The sequence below is a fragment of the Amedibacillus dolichus DSM 3991 genome, from assembly GCF_000154285.1.
Classification (GTDB): domain Bacteria; phylum Bacillota_I; class Bacilli_A; order Erysipelotrichales; family Erysipelotrichaceae; genus Amedibacillus; species Amedibacillus dolichus.
The window spans coordinates 278,996-293,584 of record NZ_DS483474.1 but is presented as its reverse complement, the minus strand read 5'-3'; the positions used below and the strand labels follow the sequence as shown (position 1 = coordinate 293,584).

The window sequence follows — 14,589 nt, the reverse complement described above, 5'->3', positions numbered from 1 at the left end:
TTTTTGTAATCGTCTAAGGACTCAAAGTATTCCATATCTGTGTAATCTAAGCTTTTCTCTTTAATCAATGTGATATTCTCTTGCTAAAAAAGGTATCCATAGCCGCTTACTATTCAACAAGCAAATCCTTTTTTCGATAATATAACACAACCATCAAAACTACTATCATTCCAAAACTAATGCAATAAATAATTGCTTCATGAATTGAAATACCCAATGCATTTGTCAAAATATTTTCTACATTCAGATAAAAAATCGGAATATAGCGAAAAAAGCTCAAAGTAATACGATAGGTTAGAAAGACATAGGTTATTGCGATAAATAAACTAAAATAAGTAATCGCATCTACCTGCTTTTTACATATATAGGATAATGCAAAAAGAATAGAGGCAAAGAAAAATAAGACAGCTGCGAATAGCTTGATACTCTCAAATAAATAACTATCTGCTGTTATAAGCATACCATTGCTCAATAAATATGGGTAATCACTTATTCCTAAGCCAAAGACTGCTCCCGTAACAAGCGATGTTATTCCAACCGATAATAAAAGCATGGCAAGTGGAAGAATCACAGAAATTCCAAACTTGGTAAGCATGATAGTTGCTCTTGATGCTTTACTCGTATATACATATTTATATGTGTGTACCTCAAAGTCCGAGCAAACGATCATCGGAATTATACTTAATGCTAAAAGAAGAAGAATAATGACTGAAATCGTATCATTCATAATTAAATATAAGAAATTGAAGGTTTGATTATCATAAGGTGTCGCATAAGGAATATATTTTTTTGCTTCTAAAGCTTCATACCATTTCATTTCTTGTTTAATTTCTTTCACTGTTTTGGGTGAAAGTAAATCCTTCCCTTGTTCGGCGCGCAAGAGCTCTCTCTTTAATATATCATATTCTGTATTTGTCTTAATTGAAACATTTTGTTCATACTGCTTGGAATTATAAACCTGATAGAGAAAGTAATAATCTTCAAATTCTTCATGATAAAAGGTGCGATCTTCCTTAGTTTGTGTCATTTCTTTATAGGATTCTGCACTATCGGCAATAGTATATATCTTTATTCTTGTATTCTCAATATATTTCTGTGCTTTCCACATATGGAAAGGAATATGCAAAAGAAGAAAGATCGTCATACTTAAAAAAATGATGATAGTAAATTTACTCGCAAGATGTCTTTTTAGCTCAATAAAAAAATATCTCATCATGCTTCTCCTTTAAAAATCTGACGGTAAATATCTTCGATATTTGCAGTCTTTTTATAAATATCACTAATCTCTATACCTTGCTTTTCCGCTTCAACCAACACTTTCTGCAGAACATTCAGTCCACTTGTTTCCAATAGTATTTGATACTCTCCTATCTTCTGATATTGACAGCTTGTTTCCCTATTTGCCAAAGTTTGAATAAGTGCATCTATTTGCTTTGATTCTAAGATATAAAACTTCTTTTGCACAAGTGCTTCATTATAATCTGCCACTTCCCCATGGTTCAAGAAAATAACTCTTGATGCCATTTTTTCAATTTCTCCCAATTGATGGGAAGAAATAAGAATGCTCATTTTCTTTTCCTCAACAAGATATTTCAGGCTTTCACGCAAAGAAATGACACCATCGGGATCTAAACCGTTCATCGGCTCGTCCAGGATTAAAAATTTCGGCTCTGACAACAACGCAATTCCTAAACCCAGACGCTGTTTCATTCCTAAAGAATATTCCTTTGTTTTCTTTTTTAAAGCATCGCCAAGTCCTGTAAATTCCTTTACAAATTGATACTGCTCCTCACTACAGCCTCTGAGTTTCGCAAAATAGGTAAGATTTGCATCTCCTGACATATTTGGATACATTCCTGGCATTTCAATCAATGAGGATTGAACGGAAAGCGCATGTTCACGTTGCTTTTGTATATCATATCCACAAATCTTAATTTCCCCTTCTTGAAAAAACACCAAGCTTGTCAAACATTTCATAAGTGTTGATTTCCCAGCACCATTGGGACCAATTAAACCTACAATCTCTTTTTCTTGTATCTTCAAAGTAACATTTGATAGCACCTTATTTTTTCCGTAAAACTTTGTTAGATTATTTACTTCCACAATTGTTTTCATGATATCCTCCCTATCCTTTATTTATGTTCACCTTCTGCTAAATACATTTTTTTGTAAAGCCCTTGGCTTCGAAGCAGCTCATCATGTGTTCCTTCTTCTACAATACAACCGTCATCTATCACGTATATATTATCCATACACTTCAAATAAGACAATTTATGAGTTATAAAAATTACTATTTTATCTTTACTTATTTCATCAAAAATATGATAAAACTCATTTTGTGAAAAAACATCAAATGCGCCTGACGGCTCATCAAGCACCAAAATAGATGCTTTTTTCAGTAAAGCTCTTGCAATAGCAATTTTTTGCAATTCTCCTCCTGATAATAAAACTCCTGCTTCATCATATTCCGAATCAATAATAGTTTCTAATTTCTTAGGCATTTGACGAATTTTATCTGCTAATCCAACCATTTCCAATGCTTCCCACACTTTTATTTCATCACTGCTTCGCTTTCCGCTTTCTTCTATGCAAATGTTATCAAAAATGCTCATAGAATAAATACAGAAGTCTTGAAAGACAACAGAACTATTTGCTAACAAACTAGATTGACTTTCACTTATCTCTCCTGAATCCGGTGTATATAGACCACATAAAATCTTTGCTAATGTACTTTTTCCGGCACCGTTCTTTCCGATAATCGCGATCTTTTTTCCCCGTTCGACCTTCATATTGATATCATGCAAAATCTCTAAATGCGCTGTAGTATATTTGAAACATACATCTTTTAAAACTATCTTATCAATATCAGCTTTACCTTTACCATAAATCATTGCTTCTTTTTCATATAGGAATTCATCTATTTTTTCCAAATATAACTCATTTTCAAAGATTCTGGGTATCAGCTGTATCATAGCATCTAACTGATTTTCTATTTCCAATATGCTATTAAATAAAACCACAAAATCACTGATTGCTATTTTCTTACTTATCGTTTTAAATGACAACAACAATATTACAATCCCCTGAAAAGATATTTGAACAAAGTGCTGCATTGTCTTTAATCTTGTCTGCTTTTTCCCTGTATCTTCTTGAACTTTTACTTTTTCTTGATATTGATAATTAAAACGTTTTTTAAGCTTAAGAAATAAGTTATAAATTCTTAACTCTTTTGCATATTCTTTTAAATACATGACTCGATGAATGTAATCTAAATCACGTTCTACCTCTGCCATTTCTACATTTGCATTATAGTATTCCTTTGACAAGCAATAATTTAAATAGGAAAGAATGCAGACACAAATAACAGCAATTATTAAAATATACAAATCATAAACAATAACCAACCCTATCAATGAAAGCATAGTAAGCAACTGTTGTAATAGTAAAATTACATGATCATACAGATTCAAAACATTGGTTACACCTTGATTTAAAACAAAGTAAAAATCACTATATTCCCTCATATCATCTAAACTTTTCAAGCTTCTGGCAAGTGATTTTTCATAGATACACATGAGTAAACCTTTTTGTAGTTTGATCTTTTCTATTGGAATACTTTTATTTATAATCTGATTTAACAGAAATTGCAATGTCAAAGTAATCATCATAAATATCCCAACAAAAAATAAGATTTTACCAAAATTGCCCTGTAATAAATTATCCAGAACAAGTTTTAACAATAGAATATCAAAAATATTAAAACAAACCTGTATCAATAATCCCAGGATACTAAGGAAGAAAAACCTTTTGCTATTTCTAACTCCATAAGAAAGCCAATAGAAAATCGTTCGTATCTTCCTTTTCACGATATATCCTTTATTTTGAAGAAAAACACACTTATTCTATTAACCAAAAATGTGGCAAGCAACAAAACAATTGCCGCAAACAAGAAAGAATAACCTGTATATCCTGTAATTGCATAAATTGGATTTCGATGTGTAAACGGATTTAATACATTATAAACAGCACATGCATTTTCAGGCATTGATATAAGTACACCAAATCCCGCAATAACCAAAAAGCTCAATGCTGCAATGATTGGATTCGATATCAATGTATGCAACAACAAATTTAATGAAACATAGAAGCATATCAATAGTATTGTAAAAACCGATGCCGCTAATAATAATTTCCAAAAAGGAATCAATTCCATTTCATCTTGCGGTTCCATATCCTCAGGATTATCCGGATTAATTAAAACATTTGAAAAATATATTTTTTTATCATAGCCATATACATAATGAATATCATCAATATGATTATCTATGTTTTTTAAATTAGTTAAACCTCTCTCATAAGCAAGAACAGGAGAAGAAAGCGTTTCGAATCCACTTTGTACACCAATACATGCAAAAGTGAATGCAAGCGGTATAAAGATAATCAGTGCTGTTTTTTTAGCATATAGCTTCCCCTTATTCATCAAATATACACTGCGTTTCTTTGGTTGAGTTAATAGTAACTTTAATGTTCCTTGTTTACGATCACTATCTACCATATCAAGACATACTATCGCCACTATAAGAATCAAAAAATATGGCATCAATTCTTCCAAAATATGCATTATGGAAGAAGCACTATCAGAAGAACCGGAAGATAAAGGGGGTAATCCTTTTTCATATTGTTCATAGTACAAAGATGCCCGTAAAACGATACCGGGATATTCCCATATAAGTATCCTAGGTGCATGATATAAAGGATCTTTCACTAAAAAATAGTAATCATCTTGATTCAATCCTACTTTTTTAAATAGTGAATCTGCCAATTGTTTTCGCTCATTATATAATTTATGATCTACATTACTCGTTTCCTTATGATCATAATACACTTCATAAACATACAGCGAGTGTAGTAAACATAATTTTGTCGCATTCAAATTATATTCTTTATAATTCCTTTTTGTTAGCGCCTCATTCGCTTGCTTGTAAATCTTATCAAATTCAGCTAACGATTCTTCTATCTTCCATTTATCTTCTACTGACATAGTCTCTTCTGCATAATGCAAATCAGGCATCATTAAATCATAATTCAACATTGTAAATCGCTCATTCGCAATAGTTTCCTCTTCTCTACCAACAAATGAATAACAAAAAGATAGGAATATCAAAAATATAAAAATCATAATTATTATTTCCCTTTTGTTTATTTTTTTCATTAAATGTCCCCCTCCTCTCTATACACTCATTATAATCTATTTTATGATATACTATAGTATTATATTGTGAAAAAGAGACATAGATCTCTTAAGCATGTTTACGGGTTTTATATACGTAGCACATTTTATTATTCATTTATTAACCCTCCCATATATTGTTCTTTCACTTACCACCATATAAAATAATTTCATCATTACAATCTATTGTATGTGAATGGTCGCTTCCACATTTGGCACAATAACATAGTGCCATACCCATAATAGGTAAAATTATAATTAAACTTTTAACATACTTCTTCATAAAAAAACCTCCAATTCTTTACTAAAACTATAACCTAACTTATAGTTTTTTCAATAGATTGGAGGAGAATGAAAAAAGATACAATTTTTTTAAAATCATTTCCGTTTTTATGAAGTTTTTTTCATTTCATGAAGTAAATACATCGGCTTATATGCCTTTCTTCGCTTGCAATAATCAACGATGATTTTTTCTACGATCTCATAATATAGGATATCGTTATGCGTAAGAATCGGAAGAACGCTTTTTAAAAGATAATCAATCGCTTTGCTTTCTTCTTGATTTTGATAATCCTTAAAATAGGAATACAACAACCAATCCACCTTATCTCCTTTTTCATGTTCTTCGCTAGAATAATACTCTAATGGAATCTCAAAATTTTGAATTTTATATAAGAAACACAAACAGCTGTATATACGAATAAGATTGGTTTTACTGTATGTCAATGCTTTTTGATACAGTTCTATGCTTTGCGTATAATCTTCCATGAGTAAATATAAATCAGCTAAAGTTAAATAAAATGTATAATTCTGCCCTTGTGATAAGTCGATAGTTTTAATTAAATCCATTATATTTCTACAATACTGACGTGCGATATGTTTATCAAAGCGTACAAAAAGTGTTGCTAAATTTGAGTAAACAAATAGCTTCTGAAAATTATACCTTTCATCAACAATGTTTTCTAAAATATTCTCAAGTGCATTTTGTGCTTCAAGATATCTTTTTTCTCTTTCTAAAAGATCCACTGAAAACCGTTGATTTGCAATCAGCTTAGAATGTGCATAGTCATAGTTATGAAGTACATATTCTAACTTTTCATCTTCATGAAAGCTTGCATAAACATACAGATAATAAATGCAAAGATCATACAGCTCATTTTTAAAAATAGCGCTGATCTCATTTAAGTTATCGTACTCGCTTTCCGATACAAATTTACGATCTGTCAGAAAAACTTTTAGGGATTGCAGTAAATAAGCAATCTCTCCGTAGTAAAAATAGTTCTTTGCATTTTGCATTGTCGATAGCATTCGTTCAATGATATCTGCGCTTTCTTGATCCTGCTTGCGATTCATGGCATCTATCAATAAAGTGCTTTCTTTGGTTAGCATTTCTTCCCAATCCTGTTTTTCTTCTGCAATCTTATCTAGCTTACTTGCTGCAAAAATATAAATTTCATCTTGAAAAATACCCTTTTGCATTTCCAATGAGCAATAGGTTCTTGTGGAGCATATCGGCGTATTGGTTGTAGGATCACTATAAAACCATTGTTTCTGCCACTTTCCCTCATTTGTAGCATACAGTCTTTGTTTTCGATAGTAAGGTATTAGAATGTTGCACTTTTCTTTATATCCATCACTTAGCATACGAAACACCCTCTCTTATCATTTTATCATACATTCATCTTTTCAAGAATAGTGGCAAGTCCTGCTTGTCAAAGGATATGATATGCAATACAATGGTAGTATTAAGGAAGTGTTGCAATGAAAAAAATAATCGAAAATGTAAAATTCATTCAAGATGGTACGCTTGTTTTCGGTGATTTGCACCTAGAAAACGGTTTTGTGGAGCGTATTGATTATAAAACACCACATGCCAATAGCTATTTGGCAATTCCCGGCTTTATTGATTTACATACCCATGGCTTTCGTGGACATGATTGTGATAATATCCAACCGGAAAACCTAAAGCAGTTGGCTTTGGAATATGCGAAACGAGGAATCACAGCCTTTTGTCCGACCATATCTGCCCGCTCTTTAGCGGAATATGCTGCCATCATCGAAGGCTATCATGCGGTATTTGAAAATGATATCAAGGGAGCTGCATATTGTGGTATCCACATGGAAGGTCCTTTCCTCAATCCCGATTGCTGTGGTGCACAGGAAAAAGATCAGCTTTGTGAAATCAATCTCAGTGAGCTGGACGGTTTTCTTTCAAACTATCATGATGATATATGCATTATGACCATTTCACCGGATATTCCCAATGCCATGGAGGCAATCTCTTTGCTGCATCTGTATGGTGTGCAGGTTTCTTTAGGACATACCAATGCCAGCTTTGATACTACCATGGAGGCATTTGAAAACGGCGCAACAAGAATCACTCATTTATGCAATACGATGCCTTTCATTGATCACCATAAGGAAACAATGATGGACGCTGTATTCTTATCCGATTGCTGCTGCGAAATTATTATGGATCGTAAGCATATTCAACATAAAATGTTAAAATGGCTTATTCCGTTATTAGGCTGTAAACGTATCAATGCCATCAGTGATGGTCGTAAGCAATGCGGTTATGAAAAGGGAGAAGAAGGATATAGTGATACCAGTTGTGATATGCTGGATATCTTTCGTTTCTTATATCGTGAGGAAATGTTTGACTTGGCTGACTGTTTGCAAATGTGCAGCGGCAATGCCGCAAAGATGTTGAAATCCTATTCTTATGAGATCGGATTAGGAAAGAAAATTGATTTGGTCGTTTTAGATCATGACTTGCGTATCTGTGAGGTTATCATCAACGGCAAAAGTATTCTGCATGTGTAATCGCTCTGTTTTCCCAAAAGAAAACAGGGCTTTTTTTCACCCTGTTCGTTTATCATTATAGCTTAATAAATTGTTCCACATCAATTACAAAAATCGTAGCTCCCCCAACCTGAACTTCAACTGGGAAAGAAGCGTAGCGCCCGATATCATAAGAGGCAGTACTAGGCACAACTTCCGTACGGCGTCTGCTATATTCACCAATGACTTCGATTGCTCTTTCGATTTTATCATCATCTGTACCGACGATCAGAGTTGTATTTCCTGCACGCAAGAAGCCTCCGGTTGTTGCTAAACGGGTTACCTGATAGTTTTCTTTTGTTAAAGCACTGGAAACTGCCGGACTGTCGTCATTGGACATAATCGCTAAAATTAGTTTCATGATTGTTTGCTCCTTTCTTGTGTATATGCACATTTTATCACTTATAGACTCGTTTTACAAACATATCCTTTGCATATCCTAAAATTTAAGAAAATATTTCGTTTTTACACATCTGTCAGCCACGTTGCTTTATGCTATAATGATAGTCGCAAAGGAAGTGTAAGGAATGAGTAAATTAGGTTTGGTATTGGAAGGCGGAGGTATGCGTGGAGTTTATACCATGGGTGTGCTTGACTATTTTATGGAGCATAATCTATATACCGATGGGGTAATCGGCGTAAGTGCCGGTGCTTGTCATGCATGCAGTTATGCCTCAAAACAGCAGGGACGTGCTTGGCGCATCAATGAGCGGTTTTTAAATGATAAGCGCTATATGAGCATGCAATCTTTAATCAAAACCGGTGATTTGTTCGGTGCGGATTTTATTTATAATGTTATTCCCAATGAGTTGGAGGTATTTGATTATGATACTTTCCATAAGAGTGGCATGAAGCTGTATGCTGTCTGTACCGATGTGGAAAGCGGCAAGGCTGTTTATGCACCCTGCATGGATATGAAGAAGGATATTGCCTACGTTCGAGCTTCTGCCTCTTTGCCATTGTTATCGAAAATCGTAGAGGTGAATGGCAAAAAGCTACTAGACGGTGGAGTTGCCGACAGCATTCCGATTCAATATTTTCAAAGCCTCGGTTATGAAAAAAACATTATCGTCTTAACACAGGCAAAAGAGTATCGGAAAGGCAAGAATAATCTGATGCCGATTATCAAACGCACTTATCGCAAATACCCTGAATTCGTAAAAGCAATGCAAGAGCGTCATATCCATTACAATCGGACACTTGATGAAATCAACCTCATGGAAAAAGAAGGCAGTGTCTTTGTTATTCGTCCTAGTCAGCCGGTAGAAATCGGTCGTTTGGAAAAGAATATGCATGCGTTAAGGGCATTGTATGAGCAAGGCTATCAAGATGCTACAAATCACTATGAAGCCTTATTACAATTTATCAACAATGAAAGACCATAGAGGTCTTTTATTTATAGAACCAATAGGTAAGCCTATCACCGATGGTTAAACCTACATGTTCTTGAAGCTTTAAAGAAGCCGTATTATCTATAAAGATTTCACCATACGGAATCTTCCCTCTTTCCAACTGCATATTGATAACCGCTTTTTCTAAGGCAGAGCCTAACCCTTTTCGCTTGTAACAGTCCTTCACCTCCAACATTCCCATAGAACCACTGCCACCTTCATGAACTCCCATAAATCCGGCAAGCTCATCTCCATGAAATACTCCAATTAAGCCATAGTCCATCGCTTTTCGCATATATGCGGCATTCGCTAATTCAGGCATTTCTTTACGGTATAGTGCTATCACATCTTCCATATAGCGCTCATCTACAAAAGCAAAGTGAAAGCCTGCTGGCAAATCAACAAAAAAACGCTTATGCCCAATATAGACACAATGGTAACAACAATTTTCATAGGTAATGTGAAAACGTTGCTGAATAGCTTGATTACAATATTCATCATGCGACACGAGAATATCAAAATCCTTAATGTGCCCAATCATGTTTGCGGCAGCTTCTGCATCTAAAGCTGTGCAATACGTCAATCTGGAAGAAATATCTTGTAAAAGCAGACTTCGTTCATCTTCATATAAAATTACCGCTTGATGACGCAGAGCATTTTGCATATCCGCATATAAAATCTTATCAATATCTAAGTTCATATCCATCACCTAGATTCATTATAACACGTTGTTGATAGGCTAAAAACATGTGAATTTCATTTAAGAACGATTGCTTTTCATTTCCTTTATATATGCAGTTGTTAATTGTTTACGTATCTTAGTTTGCATTTCTTTTTCTATTCCTAACAAAGCAAAAGCTTCTTCTATACTTAGCTGATGCTCTAACAGTCTTTTTACACTCGTAGTCAATGCTTTTAGTTCTCCGACCTGTATTCCTTTCGCTATACCTTCTCTTTTTCCTCTTTGCTCTCCAACTCTTTCATGATACATACTGATATTACACATATCGTTTAAATCCTCCTCCATTTTCTTTGTTACTTCAATATGATACTGCTTCCTCAATATCTCTATTTTCTTTTCTGCACTTAGCTGATTCGTAAATAATACTACAATTAAATTCTGAAAATCGGTATTATTCTCATCGTATTCTTCATTTGTATAAATCAACAGAATATTGCTTAAATCATACGTATCGCGGCAATGTCTTAATGCTCTTTGAAGTTTCTTCTCCGCTACTCGATAGCTATTCACCGCGCCTTGCTTATACTTTGCACAGCCATACATCAGCCATATAGAATTTACTTTGATCAGACTATCATATCCTCCTGCTGTATGATGCAATTGTCGATCAATCAAACGACTACAATAGTAGAGCGCTCTTTTCAATATCGGATATCCGGGGATAATCACTCATCTGTGCTTCGATATTAAACAATTCCAATCGCTTGCTTTTTGGCATTCTTACTTCAAATAAAGTATCAAAGCGAATTACAGAACCTAAAATGCTCTCGTCCTCGAGATTAAGATTTTCGACATATTCTTGATTTGGATTTCCCAAATACTTTGCTATATCTTTTAAAGGAATATCACTAAATTCCTCCACATACTCTTTAAAAAAATAGGCAAGTATTTGTTTGTTTGATAATAGCTTCTTACAATAGCGATCGTATGCTTTTCGATCCGCTTGCTGCTTGATTGCTGCACCTAATACATTATTTACGGCATTAACTTTCATAGCCTCAACTCCTTTCACTTTTTCGTTCTTTATTATTGTATTCGTATGAATATTTCTACACCTTAAGCTTATCACACCTCCTATCTGCTCTCAATTCGATATATCATATATTTCTTTTGTATGATTGCGTCTTTTCTTCCTCTTTAAAAACACCTCCTTCTCTATATTTAATACGTAACAATTCATGAAAATCGGTAAAATTTATAAAAATAAATAAAAAAAGTACATTTTGTGCTTTTACTTTCAAAATATACTTTCTTATCCTTTATTTGATTATTTTTTTAAATTTCTACAATATTCCCCTTTTTATCTGCTAAGATTACGCTCATGTTCAAACTGCTTTTTACTGCTTTTGGAATTTCATTCCATTGCCGGCGATAACTAATCGAATCATTAAATGCCATACTGTAATGCGTATGTGTATCGTCGATCTGTTTAATTACTTCACTAAGTTTCACCGGTAATGACTGTTTTCTTCCACGCTTAATCCCCTGCACATTGATGATCCATTTTTCTTCTTCATGATGTGCTTCAATAATTTCCTTATTCTCCATATACTCCCAGCCATGCGCCTGCAGCCAATTGGTAATCAGCCTGCTTAAATCCTCTGTATTACGCTTCATCTTTGCTTTGCGCGCCGCTAGCTTTTCTTCCTCGCTCTTTGCCGGTCTACCACGTTTTTTATTAGGGAACATACGCTTTCTTCCCTCTATATCATGCACATAAAAACGAATGGTTAAATGTGATCCGAAGCCGGTGTTTCCCTTTGGCTTTTGTAGGATTTCATCTCCCTCTAGCATGTGCTTATACATTGCCTGACAGCATGTTGGCATCGTTGCATGATTTGGTGAAACATGGGCATGGAGCTCCTTGGAATTGATTTCAAGATATGCTTCCCCCTTTTCGATCGCCTCCCTTTTCAAATTTTCAATTACCTGCAAGTAATCTTTAATACCTGGTCCTTTCATTTGTTACACTCTCCTTTTATGCCTACATTGTAAATGTTTTGTTTTGTCGAATGCACGCACATTTTGTTGTAGAAGAAAAAATTTCTTTTTCGGTGTATAATAAACATATAAAGGCGGTGATTTTATGCGAAAATTACAGTTTAAGAAAATCCTTTTGATTGTTGATGCCATTGAGCTTCGTGAGATTTCCCTACAAGAAGCACCGCTTGCTTTGTATGAGGAAATAGCAAATGAATACTATGCGATGAAATTGTCGGCAGTGGAAGAACTCTTTGATTTTCTTGTTTCCACAAAGCTTATTTGCGATACCGGTAACGGAATCGACTTAACTCCTGCCGCTACTGTTTATGCGAAAAGCAATCAAAATTCACGCTTGGAGGCCTATGCCATTGTCGAAGCTTTTCTTAAAGTTGAAAAAGTTGCGGTCTTTTTTCAAAAGCAATGCCAACAAAATCCGTTTTGTCGTAAGGAAGAAATCCTACAACAACTTGGAAATAACGAGATCTTTTGTTATCTGGCACAAACGATGTTATTTGAAATCGAAAAAGAAGCCTATCGCATTCACCCCAAACTGCTAAAAGGAATTCGTATAATCGTAGATGAGTATAAACAAAATGATAAACTCTTGATATCTACGGCATTGATGGCTTATTTTACCGATAGTGTTGTTTCTCATAGCGATTTACGTATTCACTATAAAAACAGTGAACGAAAAATGGTGGATTATGACAACAAAGATATTATTTATACGGTTATTCCTCGTTTGGGAATCCCTCATGATCGTGATGAAACCAAAGCCATGCAGTCCTTTTATAAGGATACCTTATTCCATGAATTTCATCATGCTTGTCCGATCTGTCATATTCGTATTCCTCACATGCTGATTGCTTCGCATATCAAACCCTTCCGTGATTGTGCTCATATCTTTGAGGCAGTCGATCACAACAACGGACTTTTGTTATGCCGTAATCATGACTATTTATTCGATCAAGGCTATTTTACCTTTGATGATCGAGGATATGTTATTCTTTCCCATGAGCTTTTAAAGCACATGGAAACCTGTGATGTGTATGGTATTGCGAAAAACTATCGTATTCCAAAGGAATATATGACCAAGAACCGGCGTTTGTTTCTTGCATATCATCGTGCATATATATTTAAAGATAAACTTCCCAGTTAGACAAAGCATACATGCATTTATCGTATAAAGATCAAAAAGTCTTTGAATCTTATAAGTAGCTTTCCTATATATTTTATAGCAATGCAAAAAGCACTCTATCCTTTTGTATCATTTCCTAATATTCCTTCAAAAAAGACAATGCTTTAACTCTGCATTGTCTTTTTAGTTATTCGATTTTATGCTATTCCTCATCTGCTGCGGCATTCTTTGATGGCAGGATAAATACCTGCTCTCCCGGCTTGCTGACAAGATATTTACCACGCACAAAGCGTTTTACATATTCCGGATTTTCCAAGTTTTTCTTTTCCTTGGTTAGTGATGACTTTTCACTTTCCAATTCGTCTACGATTTCCTGATGAGAAGAAATTTCCTTCTTTAGCTTAACGGTCATCAATACATCATGTGCTGATGAATAAATCAAAAAGCAGGCAATGAAGATGAAAAGGATGCTGAAAAATGTCTTAATCGGACGTTTTTTCTTTTTGCTTACGTTTTGCTTTGGTGCGCTTTCGTTTTTTGTCATATCCCTTCCTCCTATTCACTCTGCGTATAAGCACCTTAATTATACCAAGTATTTTATATTTGACAACCTTAAATTTCTTACGAATCCATCGAAAAATGGCGATGATTTTTTGAAAAAAGGATAAGAAAACAGCTAAATAATAGCGATAATAAAGTATCATACCAAGCAGAAAAAAAGCGATTAGGTAAATGTTGGTAATGCCTCCGTTGATACAAAAAAGACCATAGTACATAAGCAGGGTGAAAAGGATATGATAGAGAATCTCCATGATGCCCTTGAAGAAGCGAATACGAAAATGCCTGTTTAGCGTTAATATAAAACTAAATCCAAGCCCATACACCCACCCCATAAGCAAATGGTAGAGTATCGCTTGGATTTGTATTGGAAGCAGCATCATCGAAACAGCTTTGACATCATCGTTTCCTTGGCAGTTCCTTTTTTATTGGATACATAGCTTAATGCCTCAATGATGCCATTGATAATGACATCTCCTCGTTCGGTATCTAGCTTGCCAAGTTTTAAATCCTTTCCCTGTATCATAAGCCAGCCTTGTGCTGTTTCTAATAAAAACTCATTCGCATCGAAGCTATCAATCTGTTTTACGCCAGTTAATTCCATAACCTTGCGATCCTTTATCACGATGTTATGGTATGGATTGGTTTCGAAACGAAGCGGATTGGCATTGTGTTCTTCCATGAATGTTCCTCCTTCACAGTATAC

Annotated in this window: 17 protein-coding genes; 3 read left to right on the top strand and 14 right to left on the bottom strand. The window is 34.5% G+C overall.

Annotation, left to right across the window (positions count from 1 at the left end):
- Window positions 1–109 precede the first annotated feature (109 nt).
- The 6 genes from EUBDOL_RS04405 to EUBDOL_RS04385 form a co-directional block, all read right to left on the bottom strand.
- Entirely contained in the window at window positions 110–1,213 is a 1,104-nt protein-coding gene (locus EUBDOL_RS04405) for an ABC transporter permease (protein WP_022421013.1), read from the bottom strand.
- Window positions 1,213–2,115: an ABC transporter ATP-binding protein gene (locus tag EUBDOL_RS04400; RefSeq protein WP_004798914.1), complete on the bottom strand. Its 903-nt coding sequence runs from the start codon at window positions 2,113–2,115 to the stop codon at window positions 1,213–1,215. Before EUBDOL_RS04400 ends, EUBDOL_RS04405 begins: the two co-directional genes overlap by 1 nt.
- A 17-nt stretch (window positions 2,116–2,132) precedes the next feature.
- The gene (locus tag EUBDOL_RS04395; RefSeq protein ID WP_148495290.1) at window positions 2,133–3,740 is read right to left on the bottom strand and encodes an ABC transporter ATP-binding protein; all 1,608 of its coding nucleotides are present in this window, start codon (window positions 3,738–3,740) and stop codon (window positions 2,133–2,135) included.
- A 122-nt stretch (window positions 3,741–3,862) separates the two neighbouring features.
- Window positions 3,863–5,212 carry an ABC transporter permease gene (locus EUBDOL_RS04390; RefSeq protein ID WP_004798909.1) on the bottom strand — a complete coding sequence of 450 codons (1,350 nt, stop codon included), beginning with the start codon at window positions 5,210–5,212 and terminating at the stop codon, window positions 3,863–3,865.
- Between the two features lie 163 nt (window positions 5,213–5,375).
- Window positions 5,376–5,513, bottom strand: a complete 138-nt coding sequence (locus tag EUBDOL_RS11440; protein ID WP_022421017.1) for a hypothetical protein — start codon at window positions 5,511–5,513, stop codon at window positions 5,376–5,378.
- 107 nt (window positions 5,514–5,620) lie between these two features.
- On the bottom strand, window positions 5,621–6,874 hold the full coding sequence (locus EUBDOL_RS04385; protein WP_004798907.1) for a hypothetical protein: 1,254 nt from the start codon (window positions 6,872–6,874) through the stop codon (window positions 5,621–5,623).
- Window positions 6,875–6,991: 117 nt separating this feature from the next.
- Between EUBDOL_RS04385 and EUBDOL_RS04380 the strand changes: the two genes are divergently transcribed.
- Window positions 6,992–8,053, top strand: coding sequence for an amidohydrolase family protein (locus EUBDOL_RS04380; protein WP_004798906.1), 1,062 nt, complete (start codon window positions 6,992–6,994; stop codon window positions 8,051–8,053).
- A gap of 55 nt (window positions 8,054–8,108) precedes the next feature.
- Here the strand turns inward: EUBDOL_RS04380 and EUBDOL_RS04375 are convergent, their stop codons facing one another.
- A complete protein-coding gene (locus EUBDOL_RS04375) occupies window positions 8,109–8,432 on the bottom strand; it encodes a cyclic-di-AMP receptor (RefSeq protein WP_022421020.1) in 324 nt (107 codons plus the stop codon).
- Window positions 8,433–8,598: 166 nt separating this feature from the next.
- Here EUBDOL_RS04375 and EUBDOL_RS04370 point away from each other — a divergent pair, with 166 nt between their 5' ends.
- Window positions 8,599–9,456 carry a patatin-like phospholipase family protein gene (locus tag EUBDOL_RS04370; RefSeq protein ID WP_004798901.1) on the top strand — a complete coding sequence of 286 codons (858 nt, stop codon included), beginning with the start codon at window positions 8,599–8,601 and terminating at the stop codon, window positions 9,454–9,456.
- A 7-nt stretch (window positions 9,457–9,463) separates the two neighbouring features.
- On the opposite strand, the gene EUBDOL_RS04365 is transcribed toward EUBDOL_RS04370, so the two are convergent.
- From EUBDOL_RS04365 to EUBDOL_RS04350, 4 genes are all read right to left on the bottom strand, one after another.
- A complete protein-coding gene (locus EUBDOL_RS04365) occupies window positions 9,464–10,162 on the bottom strand; it encodes a GNAT family N-acetyltransferase (RefSeq protein WP_040463060.1) in 699 nt (232 codons plus the stop codon).
- A 60-nt stretch (window positions 10,163–10,222) separates the two neighbouring features.
- Entirely contained in the window at window positions 10,223–10,849 is a 627-nt protein-coding gene (locus tag EUBDOL_RS04360; RefSeq protein WP_148495289.1) for a hypothetical protein, read from the bottom strand.
- Window positions 10,824–11,198 (bottom strand): hypothetical protein, encoded by a 375-nt coding sequence (locus tag EUBDOL_RS10940; protein WP_022421024.1) that lies wholly within the window; start codon window positions 11,196–11,198, stop codon window positions 10,824–10,826. Before EUBDOL_RS10940 ends, EUBDOL_RS04360 begins: the two co-directional genes overlap by 26 nt.
- Window positions 11,199–11,479: 281 nt before the next feature.
- On the bottom strand, window positions 11,480–12,166 hold the full coding sequence (locus tag EUBDOL_RS04350) for a hypothetical protein (RefSeq protein ID WP_004798892.1): 687 nt from the start codon (window positions 12,164–12,166) through the stop codon (window positions 11,480–11,482).
- A 124-nt stretch (window positions 12,167–12,290) separates the two neighbouring features.
- On the opposite strand from EUBDOL_RS04350, the gene EUBDOL_RS04345 reads away from it, so the two are divergent.
- Entirely contained in the window at window positions 12,291–13,346 is a 1,056-nt protein-coding gene (locus EUBDOL_RS04345) for an HNH endonuclease (RefSeq protein WP_004798890.1), read from the top strand.
- Between the two features lie 181 nt (window positions 13,347–13,527).
- On the opposite strand, the gene EUBDOL_RS04340 is transcribed toward EUBDOL_RS04345, so the two are convergent.
- The 3 genes from EUBDOL_RS04340 to yabP are packed head-to-tail and all read right to left on the bottom strand — an operon-like array spanning window position 13,528 to window position 14,565.
- Window positions 13,528–13,869, bottom strand: coding sequence for an FtsB family cell division protein (locus EUBDOL_RS04340; protein WP_050750075.1), 342 nt, complete (start codon window positions 13,867–13,869; stop codon window positions 13,528–13,530).
- Window positions 13,808–14,263 (bottom strand): spore cortex biosynthesis protein YabQ, encoded by a 456-nt coding sequence (yabQ, locus tag EUBDOL_RS11860; RefSeq protein WP_106381514.1) that lies wholly within the window; start codon window positions 14,261–14,263, stop codon window positions 13,808–13,810. The genes EUBDOL_RS04340 and yabQ overlap by 62 nt, the downstream gene beginning before the upstream one ends.
- Window positions 14,263–14,565, bottom strand: a complete 303-nt coding sequence (gene yabP, locus EUBDOL_RS04335; RefSeq protein WP_004798886.1) for a sporulation protein YabP — start codon at window positions 14,563–14,565, stop codon at window positions 14,263–14,265. Before yabP ends, yabQ begins: the two co-directional genes overlap by 1 nt.
- Window positions 14,566–14,589: the final 24 nt, after the last annotated feature.